The sequence below is a fragment of the Streptomyces sp. NPDC046716 genome, from assembly GCF_040645755.1.
GTDB lineage: Bacteria > Actinomycetota > Actinomycetes > Streptomycetales > Streptomycetaceae > Streptomyces.
The window spans coordinates 59943-79297 of the sequence record NZ_JBEYYU010000002.1; the positions used below are offsets into that span (position 1 = coordinate 59943).

Annotated in this window: 16 protein-coding genes; 12 read left to right on the forward strand and 4 right to left on the reverse strand. The window is 73.3% G+C overall.

All coding sequences use genetic code 11. The features are described from left to right. Positions 1–30 precede the first annotated feature (30 nt). Positions 31–918 carry a non-homologous end-joining DNA ligase gene (gene ligD, locus ABZ930_RS01790; protein ID WP_361539791.1) on the forward strand — a complete coding sequence of 296 codons (888 nt, stop codon included), beginning with the start codon at positions 31–33 and terminating at the stop codon, positions 916–918. Continuing rightward, a complete protein-coding gene (locus ABZ930_RS01795) occupies positions 915–1817 on the forward strand; it encodes an ATP-dependent DNA ligase (protein ID WP_361539794.1) in 903 nt (300 codons plus the stop codon). The genes ligD and ABZ930_RS01795 overlap by 4 nt, the downstream gene beginning before the upstream one ends. A 314-nt stretch (positions 1818–2131) precedes the next feature. Here the strand turns inward: ABZ930_RS01795 and ABZ930_RS01800 are convergent, their stop codons facing one another. Then, the gene (locus ABZ930_RS01800; protein WP_361539797.1) at positions 2132–2935 is read right to left on the reverse strand and encodes a nuclease-related domain-containing protein; all 804 of its coding nucleotides are present in this window, start codon (positions 2933–2935) and stop codon (positions 2132–2134) included. A 314-nt stretch (positions 2936–3249) separates the two neighbouring features. On the opposite strand from ABZ930_RS01800, the gene ABZ930_RS01805 reads away from it, so the two are divergent. The 6 genes from ABZ930_RS01805 (at position 3250) to ABZ930_RS01830 (ending at position 9249) form a co-directional block, all read left to right on the forward strand. Then, a complete protein-coding gene (locus ABZ930_RS01805; RefSeq protein ID WP_361539800.1) occupies positions 3250–4011 on the forward strand; it encodes a hypothetical protein in 762 nt (253 codons plus the stop codon). Continuing rightward, positions 4008–5324, forward strand: coding sequence for a HAMP domain-containing sensor histidine kinase (locus ABZ930_RS01810; RefSeq protein ID WP_361539803.1), 1317 nt, complete (start codon positions 4008–4010; stop codon positions 5322–5324). Before ABZ930_RS01805 ends, ABZ930_RS01810 begins: the two co-directional genes overlap by 4 nt. A 147-nt stretch (positions 5325–5471) precedes the next feature. After that, entirely contained in the window at positions 5472–5825 is a 354-nt protein-coding gene (locus ABZ930_RS01815; protein WP_361539805.1) for an SH3 domain-containing protein, read from the forward strand. Between the two features lie 40 nt (positions 5826–5865). After that, positions 5866–7251: an FtsW/RodA/SpoVE family cell cycle protein gene (locus tag ABZ930_RS01820; protein ID WP_361539807.1), complete on the forward strand. Its 1386-nt coding sequence runs from the start codon at positions 5866–5868 to the stop codon at positions 7249–7251. Then, complete coding sequence (locus ABZ930_RS01825; RefSeq protein ID WP_361539810.1) at positions 7248–8720, forward strand: penicillin-binding transpeptidase domain-containing protein; 1473 nt, start codon at positions 7248–7250, stop codon at positions 8718–8720. Before ABZ930_RS01820 ends, ABZ930_RS01825 begins: the two co-directional genes overlap by 4 nt. A gap of 67 nt (positions 8721–8787) precedes the next feature. Further along, positions 8788–9249 carry a DUF3291 domain-containing protein gene (locus tag ABZ930_RS01830; RefSeq protein ID WP_361539813.1) on the forward strand — a complete coding sequence of 154 codons (462 nt, stop codon included), beginning with the start codon at positions 8788–8790 and terminating at the stop codon, positions 9247–9249. On the opposite strand, the gene ABZ930_RS01835 is transcribed toward ABZ930_RS01830, so the two are convergent. Then, positions 9230–10078, reverse strand: a complete 849-nt coding sequence (locus ABZ930_RS01835) for a hypothetical protein (protein WP_361539815.1) — start codon at positions 10076–10078, stop codon at positions 9230–9232. The genes ABZ930_RS01830 and ABZ930_RS01835 overlap by 20 nt on opposite strands. A gap of 132 nt (positions 10079–10210) precedes the next feature. Further along, entirely contained in the window at positions 10211–11314 is a 1104-nt protein-coding gene (locus ABZ930_RS01840; RefSeq protein WP_361539818.1) for a ferritin-like domain-containing protein, read from the reverse strand. 125 nt (positions 11315–11439) lie between these two features. On the opposite strand from ABZ930_RS01840, the gene ABZ930_RS01845 reads away from it, so the two are divergent. The 4 genes from ABZ930_RS01845 to ABZ930_RS01860 all read left to right on the forward strand — a co-directional run bounded on the left by ABZ930_RS01845 (position 11440) and on the right by ABZ930_RS01860 (position 14801). Next, positions 11440–12378, forward strand: coding sequence for a diiron oxygenase (locus ABZ930_RS01845; protein WP_361539820.1), 939 nt, complete (start codon positions 11440–11442; stop codon positions 12376–12378). 112 nt (positions 12379–12490) lie between these two features. Then, positions 12491–13216, forward strand: coding sequence for a helix-turn-helix domain-containing protein (locus tag ABZ930_RS01850; protein ID WP_361539822.1), 726 nt, complete (start codon positions 12491–12493; stop codon positions 13214–13216). Positions 13217–13244: 28 nt separating this feature from the next. Continuing rightward, positions 13245–13523 (forward strand): hypothetical protein, encoded by a 279-nt coding sequence (locus ABZ930_RS01855; RefSeq protein WP_361539825.1) that lies wholly within the window; start codon positions 13245–13247, stop codon positions 13521–13523. Between the two features lie 138 nt (positions 13524–13661). After that, positions 13662–14801, forward strand: a complete 1140-nt coding sequence (locus ABZ930_RS01860; protein ID WP_361539828.1) for an NlpC/P60 family protein — start codon at positions 13662–13664, stop codon at positions 14799–14801. Positions 14802–14819: 18 nt separating this feature from the next. On the opposite strand, the gene ABZ930_RS01865 is transcribed toward ABZ930_RS01860, so the two are convergent. Continuing rightward, positions 14820–19238: an HAD-IC family P-type ATPase gene (locus ABZ930_RS01865; RefSeq protein WP_361539831.1), complete on the reverse strand. Its 4419-nt coding sequence runs from the start codon at positions 19236–19238 to the stop codon at positions 14820–14822. Positions 19239–19355: the final 117 nt, after the last annotated feature.

Genomic DNA, 19355 nt, shown 5'->3' on the forward strand with positions numbered 1-19355 from the left:
CGTATAAGAAGATTGTTCCAGTATGGGTGCATGGCGCCCATCACAGAAGTGGACGGTCGGCGGCTCGTGCTCAGCAATCTGGACAAGGTGCTGTATCCGGAGTCCGGGTTCACCAAGGGCGAGCTGCTGCACTACTACGCGACCACGGCCGGAGCCCTGCTCCCCCACCTGTACAACCGGCCTGTCTCCTTCCTGCGCTTCCCGGACGGCCCCGGGGGCCAGCGCTTCTTCGCCAAGAACGTGCCGCCGGGCACCCCCGCCTGGGTGAAGACGGCCGAGGTGCCGCGCTCGGACGGGGAGAGTGCGCGGCAGATCCTCGTCCAGGACCTGCCGACGCTGATGTGGGCGGCGAACCTGGTCACCGAGTTCCACACCCCGCAGTGGCAGGCGGACGCGCCGGGCGTCGCCGACCGGCTCGTCCTCGACCTCGATCCGGGGGCGCCGGCCGATGTCGTGCAGTGCTGCGAGGTGGCGTTGTGGCTGCGTGAGCGGCTCGCCGGGGACGGGCTGCACGCCTACGCGAAGACCTCCGGATCGAAGGGGCTGCACCTTCTCGTGCCGCTGGTGCCGACCCCGTCCGCCCGGGTCAGCGCCTACGCGAAGGCGCTCGCGCAGGAGGCCGAGGGCGCGCTGGCGCATCTCGTCGTGCATCGCATGGCGCGCAGCCTGCGGCCCGGCAAGGTGTTCGTCGACCACAGCCAGAACTCCGCCGCGAAGACGACGGCCGCGCCCTACACGCTGCGGGCCCGGCCCGAGCCGACCGTGTCGGCGCCGGTGACCTGGGACGAGGTCGCGGGCTGTGCGCACGCCGACGAGCTGGTCTTCCGCGCCGACGACATCGCGCCGCGGCTGCGCCGGTACGGGGATCTGCTCGGGCCGCTGATCAATCCCTCCCGGGCCGGGCGGGTGCCGGGATGAAGCGGCCCGTGGAGGTGGCGCTGGCCGATCCGGTCGATGAGCTGCCGGTGGACGGTACCGGGGCGGCCTGGTCGTTCGAGCCGAAGTTCGACGGGCATCGGATGGTGGTGTTCCGGGACGAGGACGGGGTGGTGCTCCAGGCCCGGTCCGGGCGGACGGTGACGCGGGCCTTCCCGGATCTCGTCGATGCCGCTCTGGCCCTGCCGGCCGGGACCGTGCTCGACGGGGAGGTGGTGGTCTGGCACGACGGGCGTACCGACTTCGCCGCCGTGCAGCGGCGGGCCGCCGCCGCGAGTGCCGGGCGGGCGCGGGGGCTCGCCCGTGAGCTTCCCGCGTCCTATGCCGCGTTCGATGTGCTGGGGGACGGGGGGCGTGACCTGCGCGGGCTCCCCTATCGCGAGCGGCGGGAGCGGCTGGTCGGGCTGCTCGGACCGTTGGGGCCGCCGTTGCAGGCCGTGCCCGCTACGACGGATCGGGGGACGGCGCTGGTCTGGTACGAGGCGTTGGTCGCCACCGGGGTCGAGGGGCTGGTCGCCAAGCGGCTCGACGGGGTGTATCGCGGGGGGCGGCGGGCTTGGCTGAAGATCCGGCACAGCGACACCAAGGACGCGGTGGTGGTCGGGTTCACGGGGGCGGCGGGGGCTCCGCGGGCGTTGGTGGTCGTGGTGGCCGGGGACGGGGAGCCGGTGTTGAGTGTGCCGTTGGCGGCGGGGGTTCGGGGGGAGGCGGGGCGGGTGGTGGGGGTGGCGGGGAGTGGGGAGGTGGGGGTTGTCGTGGGGGTGGGGGTGGGGGATGTGCCGTATCAACTGGTTCGGGGGGATGGGGAGTTGGTGGTGGAGGTTCGGCAGCGGAGTACTCGGCACGGGGTGTTTTCGGCGGAGGTTGTTCGGTTTCGGTGATGTGGGGTGGGGGTGGGGAGAGGGGTGGAGGGGTGGAGGGGTGCGTTGTCGGGTGCGGGTGCGTGGGGGCTGGGCGCGCAGTTCCCCGCGCCCCTGTTGGGTTGCCGGTCGGGTGCGGGCCGGTGGCCGCTTCTCGCGCCGTTCCCCGCGCCCCTGGGTCGTTCCTCGTCCGCGGGCCGGTGGCCGCTTCTCGCGCCGTTCCCCGCGCCCCTGGGTCGTTCCTCGTCCGCGGGCCGGTGGGGGCTTCTCGCGCCGTTCCCCGCGCCCCTGAAGCGAGCTGCGCTCGTCCAGGGGAGGCTGCGCGGAGCGCATGGTCAGACCCTGAGCCACGTTCCCCGGTCTCGGGCCATGGCGTGGAGGGCCTCGACGTCTGCTGGTTTCAGGAGGGCGCCGGAGTGGGCCAGGGTCGGGAGCTCCGCCTCGGTCAGGACCCGGACGTCGCGCGGCGGCGCCGCGATGTCGACCGGGCCGGGGTCCACCAGCACCAGCACGGCCCGCACCTCGGCCGTCAGGGCGAAGGAGGCGCGGGAGGCGTCCGCGCGGACTCGGCGCAGGAGGGGCTCCGGGGTGGTGCGGCCCGCCGCGACCAGGGGGTCGGCGATCCGGATGCGCTGCCTGCGGGCGGGCAGGACGTGCACGGCGAACAGGCCGCCGGGGCCGATCAGCAGATGGTGGACGCACGCGCCGCCGGGCAGCGGCACCGAGTGCAGGACACGCCAGCCGGCCGCCTCGAGCCCGTCGAGCGCCTCGCCGACCCGGTGCTGCGCGGCGAGCGCCCTGCGGCGCGGGTCCTGGCGCAGCCTGCGCGGAGGTGCGGGCGCCCGGTCGAGGGAGATCAGCAGCGCCTCCCCCGGCCGGTTCGGCGCGAGGTCGTCGTCCGGGTGGAGACTGAGCCGGGCCAGCTCCACGGGCGTGGGCACCGGCGGCGGCCCGACCGTGAACTGCCCGGTGATGAACGGGCCGAGCACCGCGAGCACGGCCTCCCTGCTCGACTCGCTGAGCAGATTCACCCGGCCCGCCTCCCGGTCGTACCAGGCGATGTTCGTGCCGTCCTCCCCATAGACGTAGAGCCGCTCCTGACCGTCCCGCCAGGTCGGAATGACGCGCAGTCCGCTCATGCCCCATCACCACCCCTCCGACCATGGGAGCAGCAAGAACGGCCGCAGGCAAGAAGTCCGCAGGCCGCTCCCGGCGCCGTGGAGCGGGCTCCGGGAGGGGCCCGCGAGCGGTCCGCGCGCCGTCGGCACATTGCCGCCATGGCGGACTTTTCCTGCTCAACGCGTCGAACCATATGAAGTGCCACCCCGCGCCACCCCACCTGGTGCGCACGGCCCGACGGGCTAATAAACAGGACCTCTCGCCGAAAAAGAACTTCCCTGACCATATGGTGTACGGGGTGAGGGAGCCGTCGGAGACAGGAGCGTGGAGCGCAGTGAAGCCCTGGCGCGCCGGCCGTCGCCCGGCGGCGGCGCTCGCTCTCGTCGTGCCCGCCGCCGCGCTGCTGCTCTCGGGCTGCGGCGACACGGGCGGCCTGGAGAGCGCGGGCCCCACCCCGACGGCGGTCGGCCCGCGCGAGCTGTGGCCGTCCCTGACGCCCGCCTCCGCCGCGGTCGACGACTACGGCTCGGGCGAGACCGAGGTGGTCAAGGGGGTCACCGTGCCGGGCGGCGATCTGCACCGGGTGGACCCGGTCGACGTGATCCGCGCCCAGCAGGCCGCGGACCCGGACACGTACAAGGAGATCGCGGCGGGTCTCGCCGACTGCGGCGATCCGGGGAAGCGGGGGTCCGGCTGTCCGGTGCTGTCCGCCTACTTCGCCGATCTGACCGGTGAGGGCGACGACGAGATGGTCGTCGGCGTCAAGGCGCCGAAGCAGCAGCTCGTGGTGCGCGTCTACACGTACCGGGGCGGCACCCTGACCCAGATCATGAACGACGAGGACGCCGTGATCAGCGTCGAGCTGGCGGGGAAGACCGTGGTCGTGCGGGCCGTCGCGGATCTGTCGGGGTACGAGTACCGGACCTCGTGGTCGTACGACTCCCATCAGAAGGCCATGCTCCCGACGCGCGACGAGATCGTGCGGACCGGGCCGCCGCAGACCCCGTCGGCCGGCCCGTCCGAGGCGCAGCCCGCGTCTCCCTCCGCGTCCCCGTCGGCGACGCCCTCGGCGAGCCCCTCCCCGAGCGCGTCATGACGTTCCCCGCGCGCCGGCCGTGGCTGCCCGCGTGGACCGCGTCGCTCACCTGGAAGGCGGCGGCGTTCATCACGGTGATGTGCTGTGCGCTCACCGCGCTGCTCGGGATCCTCGTGCACGTCTCGGTGACCCGGCAGACGGTGGGCGAGGCCCGGGACCGGGCGCTGACGCGGCTCGATGAGGCAGCCGGGGCGCTCGCTGCGGGCGACCGGCTGGGGCCCGACGCCGCGGTCGACCCGACGGAGCTGCCCGCGTCGCTGCGCGAGCTCGCGGCGCGCGGCGAGCACGGCACGATGCTCGGCCGGTCGGGGCCGCGGCCGGTGATGTGGGCGGCGGGGCCGGCCTCGGGCGGCGACAGCACCGAGCCCGGAGGCCCGGCCGGCGCGGGCCGGACCCTCGCCGTGCAGGTCGACTACGAGCAGAGCGCCCGCACCATCGACGGCCTCGACAACGCGATCCTCGGCTCCTCGGTGCTGGCCATCGGCGCGACCCTGCTCGTCGGCGCGTTCGCGGTGACCCGGGTGACGCGGCGGCTGCACACCACGGCCCGGGTCGCCCGCAAGATCAGCGCGGGCGAGCTGGACGCCCGCGTCAACGACCCGCGCACCAAGGACCCGCAGCGCCACCAGGACGAGGTCGCCGCGGTGGCCGGCGCGCTCGACTCGATGGCCTCCTCGCTCCAGGCCCGCATCCTCACGGAGCAGCGCTTCACCGCCGACGTCGCCCATGAGCTGCGCACCCCGCTGACCGGACTGCACGCGGCCGCCGAGCTGTTGCCGCCGGGCCGCCCCACCGAGCTGGTCCGCGACCGGGTCGCCGCGCTGCGCACGCTCACCGAGGACCTGCTGGAGATCTCCCGGCTCGACGCGCGCAGCGAGCGGGTGGAGCCGGACGCCACCTGGCTCGGGCCGGTCGCCGAGCGGGTCGTGCGCGCCTCGGGGACCGACTCCGGGCCGACCGAGGTGGTCGTCGTGCGGGACGTGTGCGTGGAGACCGACCGGCGGCGCCTGGAGCGGGTGCTCGGCAATCTCGTCGGCAACGCCCACCGGCACGGCGGTCCGCCGGTGGTGCTGACCGTCGACGGGCCGGTGATCACCGTGCGGGACCACGGCGAGGGCTACCCGGACTACCTGGTGGAGCACGGCCCGCAGCGGTTCCGCACCGAGGGCGGGGCGCGCGGGCACGGGCTCGGCCTGACCATCGCGTTCGGGCAGGCCGAAGTGCTGGGCGCGCGCCTTGAGTTCACGAACGCGGTGGACGGCGGGGCGCTGGCCACGCTGACGCTGCCGTACGACGAGCCCGCGCAGCCTTAGAGGCAGCCTTGGCGGCGACAGGGCGGAACCCGGGCGGCGCAGTACGCGCTGTGACCCTTTGCGCCCGTTCCGTCACGCTTTTAGTGTGAAGTGCGGCTTCACACCCATTTCCGGGTACCCGCCGCCCACCCTCCCCAAGGAGGCTCCATGAGCACTCGGACCGCAGCCACCCGTCTCGGCATAGCCGTCGCCGCCGTCGCGACCCTGGCCGCCACGGCGTCCCCCGCCCTCGCCGCCGACTCCACGTCCGGCAGCGGCGGTCACCCGGTCTACAAGGGCCGGGTCACGTCCAAGAGCGGTCTGAACCTGCGCGACGCGCCCACCCGCGGCAGCCGCATCGTGCGCACCGAGCCGTACAACGCGATCGTCCCGATCTTCTGCAAGACGGGCGGCGACAACATCGGCGGCAACCACCTCTGGTACCTGCTGACCGACGGCACCTGGGCCTGGGGCTCGGCGAAGTACATCGCGAACATCGGCGCGGCACCCCGTTGGTGCTGACATATCCAGATATCACCGGTGAACTTGCTAGGTTCCGGTCATGACCGGATCAACGGGTTCATCGGGACCGGTGGCCGCCACGGCCACCTCCGCGGTTCCGGCCGTGCGCGTCCCCCGGCGCCGGGGCACCGAACTCGTCCTGATCGTGCTCGCCGTGCTGCTCAGCGTCTACGGATACTGCGACGTGGGGCTCGCGAGGAGCGGAACCGTTCCGCCCGGCGCCGCCGGTTACGGCGCCGGGCTCGGGGTGCTCGCGCTCCTCGCCCACTGCGCGGTCCGCTTCCGCGCCCCGTACGCCGATCCGCTGCTGCTGCCGATCGCCGTGCTCCTCAACGGGCTCGGGCTCGTCCTCATCTACCGGCTCGACCTGGAGACCCCGGACTCGGACGCGGCCCCCACCCAGCTGGTCTGGTCGACGCTCGGCGTCGGCCTGTTCACCGTCTTCGTGGTCTTCCTGCGCCACCACCGCGTCCTCCAGCGGTACGCGTACCTGTCGGTGGTCGCGGCACTGGTCCTGATGATCCTGCCGATCTTCTTCCCCGCCGTGAACGGCGCCCGGATCTGGATCCAGATCGGCGGCTTCTCCATCCAGCCCGGTGAGTTCGCCAAGATCCTGCTCGCGATCTTCTTCGCCAGCTATCTCGCGGCCAACCGCAACGCCCTGCGCTACACCGGCAAGAAGGTGTGGCGCTTCCAGTTCCCCACCATGCGGGTGTTCGCCCCGATCCTCGTGGTCTGGCTGCTGAGCGTCGGGGTGCTGGTCCTGGAGACCGACCTCGGTACGTCGCTGCTCTTCTTCGGCCTCTTCATCGTGATGCTCTACGTGGCCACGGGCCGCGGCAGCTGGATCGCCATCGGGCTGGTGCTCGCCGCCGTCGGCGCGGTCCTCGTCGGCTCCTTCGAGCCGCATGTGCACAGCCGCGTACAGGACTGGCTGAACCCTTTCGCCTCCATCGACGCGGGCCTGGGCGCCGGCCAGCTCGCCCAGTCGCTGTTCGCGTTCGCCTGGGGCGGGATGCTCGGCACCGGCCTCGGCATGGGCCACTCCATCCTCATCGGCTTCGCCGCCAAGTCGGACTTCATCCTGGCGACGGCGGGCGAGGAGCTGGGGCTGGCCGGGCTGACCGCGATCTTCCTGCTGTACGCGCTGTTCGTGGAACGGGGCTACCGGGCGGGGCTCGCGCTGCGCGACCCGTTCGGCCGACTGCTCGCGATCGGCCTCGCCTCGATCGTCGCGCTCCAGGTGTTCGTCATCGCGGGCGGCGTGATGGGGCTGATCCCGCTGACCGGCATGGCGATGCCGTTCCTCGCGCAGGGCGGCTCGTCCCTCGTCACCAACTGGGTCATCGTCGCGATCCTCGTACGGATCAGTGACTCGGCGCGCGGCTCGCTGCTCCCCGAGGGTGCTTCGGAGGCCCGCCCATGACCAAGTACATCCGCCGCGCCTCCGTCTTCTGCTTCGTGCTGCTGGTCGCGCTGCTGCTGAACGCGGCCCGGATCCAGGTCTTCGAGTCCCCGTCGCTGGACGACAACCCGGCGAACCGGCGCGAGACCATCCAGCGCTACGACCAGCCGCGCGGCGACATCCTGGTGCAGGGCAAGCCCATCACCGGCTCACGGGACACCGGGGAGACGTACCAGTACGAGCGGACCTACACCAACGGGCCGCTGTACGCACCCGTCACCGGGTACGCCTCGCAGACGTACGGCACGACGTTCGTGGAGAGCGCCGAGGACGACGTGCTCTCCGGCACCGACGCGATGCTGTCGACGGTGCCCTTCTGGAACGAGATCTCCCGGTTCCAGAACCCGGGCGGCGACGTCGGGACGACCATCGTCGCGGCCGCGCAGCAGGCGGCCTACCAGGGGCTCGGCGGCAAGAAGGGCGCCGTCGCCGCGATCGACCCGTCGACCGGGAAGATCCTCGCGCTGGTCTCCACCCCGTCGTACGACCCCGGGAACATCGCCGGGACCGGGCAGTCCGACGAGGACAACTGGAACCGTCTGAACAGCTCCTCCAGCCGGCCGATGCTGAACCGGGCGATCCGGGAGACCTATCCGCCGGGCTCGACGTTCAAGGTGGTCACGGCCGCGGCGGTGCTGGAGGACGGCATCGTCGACGGGACCGGTACGGCGACCGACACCCCGTCGCCGTACACCCTGCCGGGCACGACGACGCGGCTGACGAACGAGTCCTCGTCCGACGCCTGTGAGAACGCCACCCTGGAGTACGCGATGGCGGCCTCCTGCAACACCGTGTTCGCCAACCTCGGGGTGAAGGTCGGGCTCCACGGCATGGTGAAGATGGCGGAGAACTTCGGGTTCAACGACACCGGGATGCGGATCCCGATGACCGCCGCCAAGTCGAACTTCGACACGGACATGGACAAGGCGCAGCTCGCGCTCTCCTCCATCGGCCAGTTCGACACGGCGGCCACCCCGCTGCAGATGGCGATGGTCTCGGCGGCCGTCGCCAACGGCGGGACGCTGATGCAGCCGCACCTGGTGGAGAAGACGACGAAGCAGAACGGCACGACGGTGTCGACCACCGACAACAAGAGCTACCGGCAGGTCATGTCGGCCTACACGGCGACGCAGCTCCAGCAGCTGATGGTCGACGTCGTCACCAAGGGCACGGGCACCAACGCGCAGATCCCGGGCGTGACGGTCGGCGGCAAGACCGGCACCGCGCAGAACGGCGTGAACAACGAGGGCGTGCCCTACGCCTGGTTCATCTCCTACGCGCAGGGGCCCGACGCCTCCACGCCGCAGGTGGCGGTCGCCGTGGTGGTCGAGGACGCGGCGGCGAACCGGGCGGACATCAGCGGCGGCGGCAGCGCCGCCCCCATCGCCCGGTCGGTGATGGAGGCCGTGCTCGACTCGTCCGACGGCTGAGTGGTCCCCGAACGGGCGCCGGGATTGGCCCTCCACGGCCGGCCGGGCACCGCCTAAGTTCCCGATCATGACGACGTACGAACTCGCGCAGGTGAACATCGGCCGTCTGAGGGCACCGCTCGACGCGCCGGGGATGAAGGACTTCACGGACAATCTGGAGCCCGTGAACGCGGTCGCCGACGCGTCGGACGGCTTCGTGTGGCGGCTCAGGGACGAAGCGGGCGAGAGGGACGACGCGACCGTCTTCCGCTTCTACGGAGACGACTGGCTCCTGGTCAACATGTCCGTGTGGCGCGACAAGGACGCGCTGACGGCCTTCATGTACCAGGGCGTGCACCGTGAACTCCTGGCCCGCAGGCGGGAGTTCTTCGAGCGGCTGAGTGAGGCGGTGACCACGCTGTGGTGGGTGCCGGCCGGGCACCGGCCCACGATCGGGGAAGCCGAGGACCGCCTCACGCGGCTGCGCGAGGACGGCCCCACGGCCTACGCCTTCGGCTTGCGGAGCTCTTTCAGCCCACCGGCTGCCTGATCTCCTCGCGGATCTTCGCGGCCGTCTCGGCGGCGGCGTCCAGGTCGACGTCCTGCGGGTCCTTGGTGGCGGTGTCCGCGGTGATCTCGCCGATCGAGGCGCCGGTGTTGCCGTCGACCCAGGCACACATCGGCATGGTGATCTTCGTGGCGCCGCTGCTCTGGGTCAGCACCTCGCAGGTGATGGTGACGTCGGTGCCGGACGGGTGGAAGTCCTTCGGGGGGACGGCGACCGAGGCGTTGTCGGACTCGGCGGCGCCCTTCATCATGTTCTTGCGCGCGTCGTCGGTGTTCTTGAACCGGCCGTACATGCCGGAGATGACGAGCACCCCGTTGCTCTGGTCGCCGCCGAGCGCGTACTGCCCGATGGCGGCCTTGGTGTCCCGCGCGTCCCAGGCGCCGTCGGCCTCGTCCTCCAGCGCCTGTCCCTTCGAGGAGGACAGGTCCTGGACCAGCTCGTACTTCTCGTCGAGCACCTTCTGCGGCAGCGTCAGTCTGTACTTCGCCTCGGGGAAGCCGCTGTCGGACTTCAGCCCGATGTAGGCGAGCGTGCCCAGGCCGAGCGCGACCACGACGACGACGCCGACCACGATCCCGATGATCATCCCGACCCGGCGCTTCGGCGGCGGCGGGGGCGCGCCCCACTGCGGGGCGCCCTGGTACTGCTGCTGCGGGAAGCCCGGGTAGGCCGGCGGCTGGTCGGTGGGCCGGCCGAACTGGGGCTGGCCGTAGGGCGGCTGCGGCTGCTGGGGCTGCGGCTGGCCGTAGGGGCCGGGCTGCTGGCCGTACGGGTTGGGCTGCTGGGGCGGGGGCGGCGGTGGCGTGGACACGACCGAAACGCTACTCCATCCGGAGGACACCGGGTTCCCCTTTGTTCCCCGCGCCCCTGGGAGAGCGAAGCTCGCTTCCAGGGGCGCGGGGAACTGCGCGGCCAGCCACGACGCACCGGCGGCCGAAGACGCTCAGCCCTCCGCGGAGCGGATCGTGGCGTCCACCTCCGCCACCCGCTCCCGCTCCTCGGCGGCGAACCGCTCCGCGTCCAGCTGCTCCGCGATCTCCTCGTCCTGCGCCATCAGCAGATCGAGGTTGGAGTTCCCCATCTCGAAGACGCCCATGTCCACGTACGCCTGCTGGAGGCGCTTGCCCCACAGGCCGATGTCCTTGACGCACGGCACGATCCGGGAGAACAGCAACTGCCGGAACATGGCCAGGAATTCGGACTCCTCGCTGTACTGCTCGGCCTGCGCCTTCGGGATGCCGAAGTTCTCCAGGACCTCCACCCCGCGCAGCCGGTCGCGCATCAGGTAGCAGCCCTCGATGACGAACTCCTCGCGCTCGCGCAGTTCGGCGTCGGTGAGCTGGCTGTAGTAGTCGCGCAGCGCCATGCGCCCGAAGGCGACGTGCCGGGCCTCGTCCTGCATCACGTACGCGAGGATCTGCTTGGGCAGCGGCTTGTCGGTGGTGTCGCGGATCAGGCCGAACGCGGCGAGGGCCAGCCCCTCGATGAGCACCTGCATGCCCAGGTACGGCATGTCCCAGCGGGAATCGCGCAGGGTGTCGCCGAGGAGGGCCTGGAGGTTGTCGTTGATGGGGTAGAGCATCCCCATCTTCTCGTGGAGGAAGCGGCCGTAGATCTCCGCGTGCCGCGCCTCGTCCATGGTCTGGGTCGCGGAGTAGAACTTGGCGTCGAGGTCGGGGACCGACTCGACGATGCGCGCCGCGCACACCATCGCGCCCTGCTCCCCGTGCAGGAACTGGCTGAACTGCCAGGACGCGTAGTGCTTGCGCAGCTCCCCCTTGTCCTTGTCGGTCATCTTGGCCCAGTACGGCGTGCCGTAGAGGGACATCGACTCGTCAGGGGTGCCGAGGGGGTCGCACGGGTCGACCTCCAGCTCCCAGTCGATGCGTTTGGCACCGTCCCACTGCTTGTCCTTGCCCTTCTGGTACAGGGCCAGCAGACGGTCGCGCCCGTCGTCGTATTCCCAGCTGAGGCGGGCCGAACTGGCCGATGGAACCTGCCAGTTGGGCTCGCCCACGGCCTCGGTGTACAGCTCATGGGTCGACATACCGGCAGGCTCACACGGTGGTAGACGCGCGGTCAACAAGTCGTGCGCGAGGGATTGACGGCCTTACTGACGCGCAGTCTCATAAGAGTCGAGGGCAGATCGTCTACAGGGATGGGAAGTCAGCGATGACCACCGTGACGGAAGCCGACGCGCTCGAAGGGCTGCGGGACGCGCTCGGTCTGCTCAAGGACCGGGAGCAGGTCGCCGAGCGACTGCTCGACTCTTCCGCCAAGCACTCCTTCGACCCGGACAAGGAGCTGGACTGGGACGCGCCGTTCGAGGACGGCAAGTGGTTCTGGCCGCCGGAGCTGGTGTCGCTGTACGGCACCCCGCTGTGGAAGCGGATGAGCGAGGAGCAGCGGATCGACCTCTCCCGGCACGAGGCGGCGGCGCTCGCCTCGCTCGGCATCTGGTTCGAGCTGATCCTGATGCAGCTGCTCGTGCGGCACGTCTACGACAAGGCGGCGACGAGCGCCCACGTCCGGTACGCGCTCACCGAGATCGAGGACGAGTGCCGGCACTCGAAGATGTTCGCGCGGCTGATCACGCGCGGCGAGACCCCGCACTACCCGGTGGCCCGCGTCCACCACAATCTCGGCCGGCTGTTCAAGACCATCTCGACGACGCCGGGTTCGTTCACGGCGACGCTGCTCGGTGAGGAGATCCTCGACTGGATGCAGCGGCTGACGTTCCCGGACGAGCGGGTGCAGACGCTGGTGCGCGGGGTGACCCGCATCCACGTCGTCGAGGAGGCGCGGCACGTGCGGTACGCGCGTGAGGAGTTGCGGCGCCAGATGGTGACGGCGCCGAAGTGGTCGCAGGAGTTCACCCGGCTCACCTCGGGCGAGTTCGCGCGCGTGTTCTCGGTCGCCTTCATCAACCCCGACGTGTACGCGAACGTCGGTCTCGACAAGGCCGAGGCCATGGCCCAGGTCAAGGCGTCCGGGCATCGCCGGGAGATCATGCAGACCGGCGCCAAGCGGCTCACCGACTTTCTGGACGACATCGGGGTCCTGCGCGGGGTCGGGCGCCGGATGTGGCGCTCGTCCGGGTTGTTGGCCTGAGCGCGGTGGGTTGTCGAGTGCGGGTCCCGTCGTGGCTGGTCGCGCAGTTCCCACCGGCCCGCAGCCGAACGGACAGGGCCGACGGCACCCCCGTCCGGCTACCCTGCGGAGCATGACGTCGGCAACCGGCACGCCCACCTACAGACGGCTCAGCGTCGAGGAGCGGCGGGCCCAACTCCTCGAAGCGGCACTGTCGTTGTTCGCGCACCGGGCGCCCGAGGAGGTCTCCCTCGACGACGTGGCGGAGGCCGCGGGCGTGTCCCGCCCGCTGGTCTACCGCTACTTCCCGGGCGGCAAGCAGCAGCTCTACGAGGCAGCGCTGCGCTCCGCGGCGGACGTGCTGGAACAGTGCTTCGCGGAACCGGCCGAGGGCCCCCTCACGGCTCGCCTCGCGCGGGCGCTCGACCGCTATCTCGCCTTCGTCGACGAGCACGACATGGGGTTCGCCGCGCTGCTCCAGGGCGGCAGCGTCGTGGAGACCTCACGGACGACGGCGATCGTCGACGGGGTGCGGCGGGCCGCGGCCGAGCACATCCTCAGCCATCTCGCGGTCACGGTGCCCGGCGCCCGGCTGCGGATGACGGTCCGGATGTGGATCACGGCGGTCGAGGCGGCCTCGCTCATCTGGCTCGACGAGGAGAAGCAGCCGCCGCTGGACGAACTGCGCGACGGTCTCGTCGACCACTTCATGGCGGCGCTCACCGCGACCGCGTGCCGCGACGAGGAGACCGCCCACGTCGTCCGGCACGCCCTCGCCCTGGAGACCCCGGAGGGGCCGGTCGGCCGGCTGGCGCGGCGGGTGCTGCCCGTGGTGAGCGACGCGGTCCATCTGCTGTGACCGGCCGGGACGTGCGTTACTGGTAGGCGTGAAGAGCCAAGACATCCCCTTCGCCGGCGGCCCCCTGGACGGGCGCACCCTGCCGGTCCTGGTCACCGCCACCGGCAATCCGCCCAAGGTGTACCGGGTCCCGGTGCCGGACCCGGACGGCGGGCCCGACACCGTCCTCGTCTACGTGCGCGAGCCCGTGCCCGACGGACGGGCGGTGCGGCTCGTGCAGAAATGGCGGTACGCGTTCGCGCCGGACGGGAAGGTGGAGCGCTCCGTGAAGTGGCCCTGGTCGAAGAAGTCGCCGGGCGACGCGTAAAGGCGGCTCGCCGCGCACCCCCTCAAGGGATGGTGTGGTTGGGCCGAACCGCGCAGCCCTCCGGGCGGACGAGGTGGCTGTCTGTTGATGTTCACGGTGCGGGCCGGCACCGGGGCTGCCCGCACCGGAGGTGACGTGGTGTCAGGTAGTGTGATGCGGTGGGTGTGCACGGCGGCCGTCGCGGGGGCGCTGCTGTCCCCCACGGCCGCGGGCGCGGTGCCCGGCCCCGACGGAGGCCGCTCCGTCGCGGACCTCCTGACGGACCTTCAGGGCCTGTACCAGCAGGCCGAGGAGGCCACCGAGACGTACAACGCGACGGCCGAGCGGCTCAAGGAGCGCCGCAAGGCCGCCGACGACCTGTCCGGCAAGCTGGCCACGGCGCGGGGCGCGCTGTACAGCAGCCGGGTGGCGGCGGGGCGGCTGGCCCGCCAGCAGTACCAGGGCAGCAGCGAGATCTCCCCGTACGTGCGGCTGCTGCTGGCCCGCGATCCGCAGCACGCCATGGATCAGGGGCATGTGCTGCGGCGGGCCGCGCGTGAGCGGGAGGCGACCGTCGACCGGCTCGTGGGCAGCGAGAAGAAGGCCGACGCGGTGGCGACGAGGGCGCGGGCCGCGCTGGACGAGCAGTTGCAGCTCGCGGCCCGGCAGAAGAAGGAGCGGGACGCGGTGCAGGCCCGGCTGAAGGAGGTCGAGGAACTGCTGGCGTCGCTGACCGCCGACCAGCTGTCCGAGCTGGCCCGGCTGGAGGACGCGGGGATGGCGGACGCGCAGCGGACGTTCATGGCGTCGGGGGCGCTCAGCTCGGTGGGCCGGTCGCCGTCGAAGGCCGGGGAGACCGCGCTCGCCTACGCCGTCCGGCAGATCGGGAAGCCGTACGTGTGGGGCGCGGAGGGCCCGGCGTCCTACGACTGCTCGGGGCTCACCTCGCAGGCGTGGGCGCACGCGGGGCGGCCGATTCCCCGCACGTCGCAGGAGCAGTGGGCGACGCTGCCGAAGGTGCCGCTGTCGCAGCTGCGGCCCGGGGACCTGGTCGTGTACTTCCCGAAGGCGACGCACGTGGCGATGTATCTCGGCGACGGGATGGTGGTGCAGGCGCCGCGGCCCGGGGCCCGGGTGAAGGTCTCCCCCATCGCCGCGAATCCGCTGCTCGGAGCGGTGCGGCCGGACCCGGGGGCCGGTGCGATGACCGGGTACCGGGCGCCCGAGCTGCCGCGGGACGCGACGACGGGCGGCGACGCGGGGTACGGCGCGGCCGGCGCTCCTTCCTCGGACGGCTGACAGAGCGGGCGGGGCGGCTCAGCCGAGGCGGGGCAGCAGCCGGGGCGCGAGGGCCGCGGCCGCCGTGCCGGCCGCGGCGAAGAACGCGGCCGTGGCCCACCCGACGGGGCCGAGCGGGGTGCAGCCGAAGAACCGGCTGACGCCCGGGGTCTGCACGACGGCGGCCAGCGCCGCGGCCGAACCCAGGCCCGCCGCGAGAACCGTCGGGCTGCGCGGCGCCGTCAGCAGGGTCTGGCCCAGCTGCGCGCCGACGAGACAGAGCAGGGCGATCGTGCGGGCCCGGGCCGGGCGGCCGGTGCGGCGGGCCACCAGCCAGCCCGCGAGCGCGGCGAGCGCGGTGGCGCCCGCGCGGACCCCGGTCTCCCGGGCCAGCGCCGCCCCCAGCGAGACCTCGGGCCCTTCCTTGAGGGGCGCCCTGTCCAGCGGCCCGCGGGGCGTACGGGTGGCCACCGCCACCGCGGGGACCAGGTCGGTGAAGAGGTTCACCAGGAGCAACTGCCGTGCGGTGAGCGGGGATTGCCCGGTGAGCGTCGCGGCCGTCACGGCGAACGCGATCTCCCCGAGATTCCCGCCCACGAGGATCGACAGCGCCTGACGCACCGTCACCCACAGGGCGCGGCCCTCGATCAGCGCGACGAGGACGGGTTCGATGCGGCCGTTGGTCACCACGAGGTCGGCCGCCGCGCGGGCGGCCGGCGTGCTGCGGCTGCCGAAGGCGATGCCGACGTCGGCCAGCCGGATCGCGGGCGCGTCATTGGCGCCGTCCCCGGTCATGGCCACCGTGCGCCCCATGCGCTGGAAGGCCTGCACGACCCGGACCTTGTGGTGCGGGGTGGCGCGGGCGACGACGCCGACCGTGGGGAGGATCTCGGTGAGCTTGTCGTCGTCGAGGTGGTCGAGTTCGGTGCCGCTGACGACGTGGTGGCCGTTGACCACCCCGAGTTCCCGGGCGATCGCCTCGGCGGTGTCGGGATGGTCGCCGGTGATCATCACGATGTGCACCCCCGCGTCCGCGAGCCGGGCGATCTGGGTGCCGGCTCCCCCGCGCACCTGGTCCACCAGGGCCAGGAAGCCCAGGAACTCCAGGCCGTCGACGTCCTCGTCGGCCAGCTCGGCGCTGCCCGGCGGCGGGTCCGTCCCGGCGGGCCCGCGCCGTTCGGCGACGGCCAGGACGCGGTGCCCGGCCCCGGCCAGCTTCTCTCCCTCGGCCAGCACCTCCTGCCGGCCGGCCCGGTCCAGCGGCCGGCCGTCGCGGCCGGTGCAGCGCTCCACGACCTGTTCGGGCGCCCCCTTGACGGACAGCAGGACCCCGCCCCGGCTGTGGCCCAGTACGGCGTGGAAGCCGCGGCTCGGCTCGAACGCCAGGGACGCGGTGGCCTTCCACCCGGGCGCCGCGGTGTCCCGGCGCACGCCCTGCGCGCGGAGCGCGGCGGCGACGGCCCGGTCGGTGGCGTGGGCGAGGCGGCGGCTGCCGCGGGCGCGGGGCGTGGCCCGCAGCCCCGCGGCGAGGACCGCCCGGTGGTGCGGTTCGCGGCTGCTCAGGGGCAGCGTCCGGCCCCGGGCGTGGACGGAGACGAGTTCGAGCCGCCCGTGGGTGAGCGTGCCGGTCTTGTCGAAGCACAGGACATCGGTGCGGCCTGCCGCCTCGATGGTCCGGGCGTTCCGTACGAGGACACCGTGCTCGGCGAGCCTGCGCGCGGCGGCCAGTTGCGCGGCCGTGACCAGGAACGGCAGCCCCTCCGGGACGCTGGCCACGGCGAGCCCGACGGCCGCCCCGATGGTCTCGCGGACCGGGCGGCCGCGGAACAGGCCCGCCGCCACCACGGCACCGGCCGAGGCGAGTGCCGCCGGGAGCGCGGCCCGGGTGATCCGGGCGAGGCGGCGCTCCACTCCCGTCCGCGGAGCGTCCTCGGCGTCCTCGGCGGAGCGCCCCGCTTCGGTGGCCTCGCCGGTGGCGACGACGACGGCGCGGGCGTGCCCGGCGGCGAGCGTCGTGCCCTCGTGGACCATGGAGGTGCGCCCCGCGGGATGCCGGGCGAGGGCGGGCGCGGCGGACTTGGCCACCGGGAGCGACTCGCCGGTCAGCGCCGATTCGTCGGCCTCCACCCCGTCGGCCACGAGAAGCCGGGCGTCCGCGGGCACCGCGTCGCCCGCGCGCAGCGTCACGACGTCCCCGGCCACCAGCCGCTCGGCGGCGATCTCCGTCTCCTCGCCGTCGCGCACGACCCGGGCCGGAATCACCGCCCGGAGGTACAGGCGCGCCGCCGTCCGGTCGGCCAGATAGCGCTGGACGCCGCCGATCAGGCCGGACACACCGGTCACGGCCAGGATCATCGAGGCGTCGAGGACCGCGCCCACCGCGGCGGACAGCGCGGCCCCGCCGACGAGGACCGGCGTGAGCGGGTTGGCCGTCTCGGTCACGAACGCCCTTCCCAGGGAGGGCCGCGGGGCCGCCCGCCCGGACGGCCGCAGGCGCTCCCCCGCCTCCCCGGCCGTCAGCCCCTGCTCCCGGCTGCCGATCCTGGCCAGCGCCGTGGCCGGGTCCATCACGTGCCACGGGGCGCGCGCCGCCGACACCGGGTCGGGCCGCGCCAGCACGCGGGCCGCGGACCACACCCCGGCCGCCATGCCCAGCGCGCCGGTTCCGTTCACCGTCAGCAGGAAGTGGCCGAGCGGCCTGCGGGCGGTCTGCACCGCGGTCATCGCCACCCCGAGCCCGGCCGATGTCTGGGCGAGCCGCACGCCCCACCCGGAGACGGACCGCGCGGACGCGCACGCCGCGAGCAGCACGGCCGCCCGCCCGGGCTCCATGCCGGCGTGGACATCGGCGCCCCACGGGGGCGCCCCGGTGTCCGAGGTGAGGCCGACGCCGATGTCGGCGGCCGCCAGGGCCGCCCGGTGCCGGGACACCAACAGGACGCCCGAGCCGTTCCGTTGGGCCGCGCGCACGGAGTCGACGAGCCGCTCGCCGCCCTCGGCGGTCCGCTCGCCCGCGAGCGCCCCGGGCGGTTCCGGGTAGTCGCCGCGGGTGATCAGCACCTCGAGTCCGGCGCGGCGCGCCGCGCGGACCAGCGCGCTCGACGCCTCGTCCGCCTCGGGGACCACCCCGACCAGGGCGACCAGCCGGCCGTCCCGTACGAGGCCGAGTATCCGGCGTGCGCCGTTCCGCTCCAGCCGGGTGCGCGCGTCGGAGTAGGCGGCGTACGACCGCGCCCGCGTGGGATCCGGCAGTGGGCAGCGGTCCACCGCGTCGAGCCGCCACGGGCCGTCCTCGTGGCTCTGGTCGAGGCTGCGCGGGTCGAACAGTTTGTGCGCCGCGGCGGCCGACTCCGCCCTGTCGTCGCCGTCGCCGTCGCCGTCGCCCTCGTCGTTCTCGTCGTCCTCGCCGTCGAGGAGGGCCAGGTCGGTGAGTTGATGGCCTCCCGTCATGAGGGCCTCGGTGTCGAGGAGCGCGACGTCCACGCGGTCGAGTCGCCGCAGCGCCCCGGTATCGGTGACGAGCAGTCCGCGCCGGGAGAGTCCCCGGGCCAGTACGGACGCGAAGGCCTCACGGGCCAGCCAGGGCGCCTTCGGTATGACCGACACGGCCGCCCCGACCGCGCGCAGCGGCCGGCCGGTCATCGCCAGCGCCCCGCCGAAAGCGCCGACGGCCACGGTCTGCGCACGGTCGGCGTACCGCTCGACGGGACCGGCGCGCAGGGGCACCTCGCGCGGCGTCCGTGCTCCGTCCTGGGCGGCGAACCGGTCCGCGGTGTCGGTGAGCCGGGGCTCCGCCGCCTGCCAGGCCGCCTGCTGCGCGAGCAGTTCCGTCAGGCGCAGGACATGGCGCGCGGCGTCCACGCCGAGACCGAGGCTGAGCCCGGACCCGGCGTGGGCGGCCGCGCCGAGCAGGGCGCGGGTCACCGACGTGTCCCGGAGCCCGAGCACGTGCTCCACGGAGTGGCGCAGGCGGGGCAGGGCGTCCAGTGCGCTCAGCACCGGGACCACGGCGGTCGGCACGGGGGTGCGGGTGGCCAGCCGGGTCAGGACGGCCACCGGCAGGGCGGCGAGGTGGGCGGCGAGCACGATCTGCGCGTGCCGCGTCGGCACCGGGGACAGCGGGTGGCCGGGCAGTGGGCCGTCGACGGCGTGCTCGCTCTCGACCGCGTCGACGGCGTCGGCCAGGGCGCCGGTCATCGTGGGGCCGAGGGGGCCGTCGACCGCGACGACGGCGTGGCCCAGCGGACGGTTCACCGCCGCCCAGCGCACCCCGGGAACGGCGGACAGCCGCTGCCTGCAGGCGACGGCGAGCAGGCCGCCCTGGGGGCCCGCGAGTCCGCGCACCGCGATGTGCGCCCGCTCGCCGCGGACCCGGACCCGGGAGCCCGACGACTCGCGCAGGTCCGACAGGAGCGGCGCGAGCAGCGCGGACAGCCGGGCGGTTCCGAGATCCCACATCGTGCGGCCCACCTTCCCGCGGCCGTGCGGCCGGGAGGTGGGTATCGTCCCGCACGGCCGCCCCCGGGGCAGGGCCCCATTCAGGCCGTCCGGCCCCGGTCCGCCGGCGAACCGGAA

What these genes read in the sequence shown, in the direction of transcription:
- ligD (WP_361539791.1), top strand. Translation starts at nt 31, where the DNA reads ATGGCGCCCATCACAGAAGTGGACGGTCGGCGGCTCGTGCTCAGCAAT.
- ABZ930_RS01795 (WP_361539794.1), top strand. Translation starts at nt 915, where the DNA reads ATGAAGCGGCCCGTGGAGGTGGCGCTGGCCGATCCGGTCGATGAGCTG.
- ABZ930_RS01800 (WP_361539797.1), bottom strand. Translation starts at nt 2,935, where the DNA reads ATGAGCGGACTGCGCGTCATTCCGACCTGGCGGGACGGTCAGGAGCGG.
- ABZ930_RS01810 (WP_361539803.1), top strand. Translation starts at nt 4,008, where the DNA reads ATGACGTTCCCCGCGCGCCGGCCGTGGCTGCCCGCGTGGACCGCGTCG.
- ABZ930_RS01815 (WP_361539805.1), top strand. Translation starts at nt 5,472, where the DNA reads ATGAGCACTCGGACCGCAGCCACCCGTCTCGGCATAGCCGTCGCCGCC.
- ABZ930_RS01820 (WP_361539807.1), top strand. Translation starts at nt 5,866, where the DNA reads ATGACCGGATCAACGGGTTCATCGGGACCGGTGGCCGCCACGGCCACC.
- ABZ930_RS01825 (WP_361539810.1), top strand. Translation starts at nt 7,248, where the DNA reads ATGACCAAGTACATCCGCCGCGCCTCCGTCTTCTGCTTCGTGCTGCTG.
- ABZ930_RS01830 (WP_361539813.1), top strand. Translation starts at nt 8,788, where the DNA reads ATGACGACGTACGAACTCGCGCAGGTGAACATCGGCCGTCTGAGGGCA.
- ABZ930_RS01840 (WP_361539818.1), bottom strand. Translation starts at nt 11,314, where the DNA reads ATGTCGACCCATGAGCTGTACACCGAGGCCGTGGGCGAGCCCAACTGG.
- ABZ930_RS01845 (WP_361539820.1), top strand. Translation starts at nt 11,440, where the DNA reads ATGACCACCGTGACGGAAGCCGACGCGCTCGAAGGGCTGCGGGACGCG.
- ABZ930_RS01850 (WP_361539822.1), top strand. Translation starts at nt 12,491, where the DNA reads ATGACGTCGGCAACCGGCACGCCCACCTACAGACGGCTCAGCGTCGAG.
- ABZ930_RS01865 (WP_361539831.1), bottom strand. Translation starts at nt 19,238, where the DNA reads ATGTGGGATCTCGGAACCGCCCGGCTGTCCGCGCTGCTCGCGCCGCTC.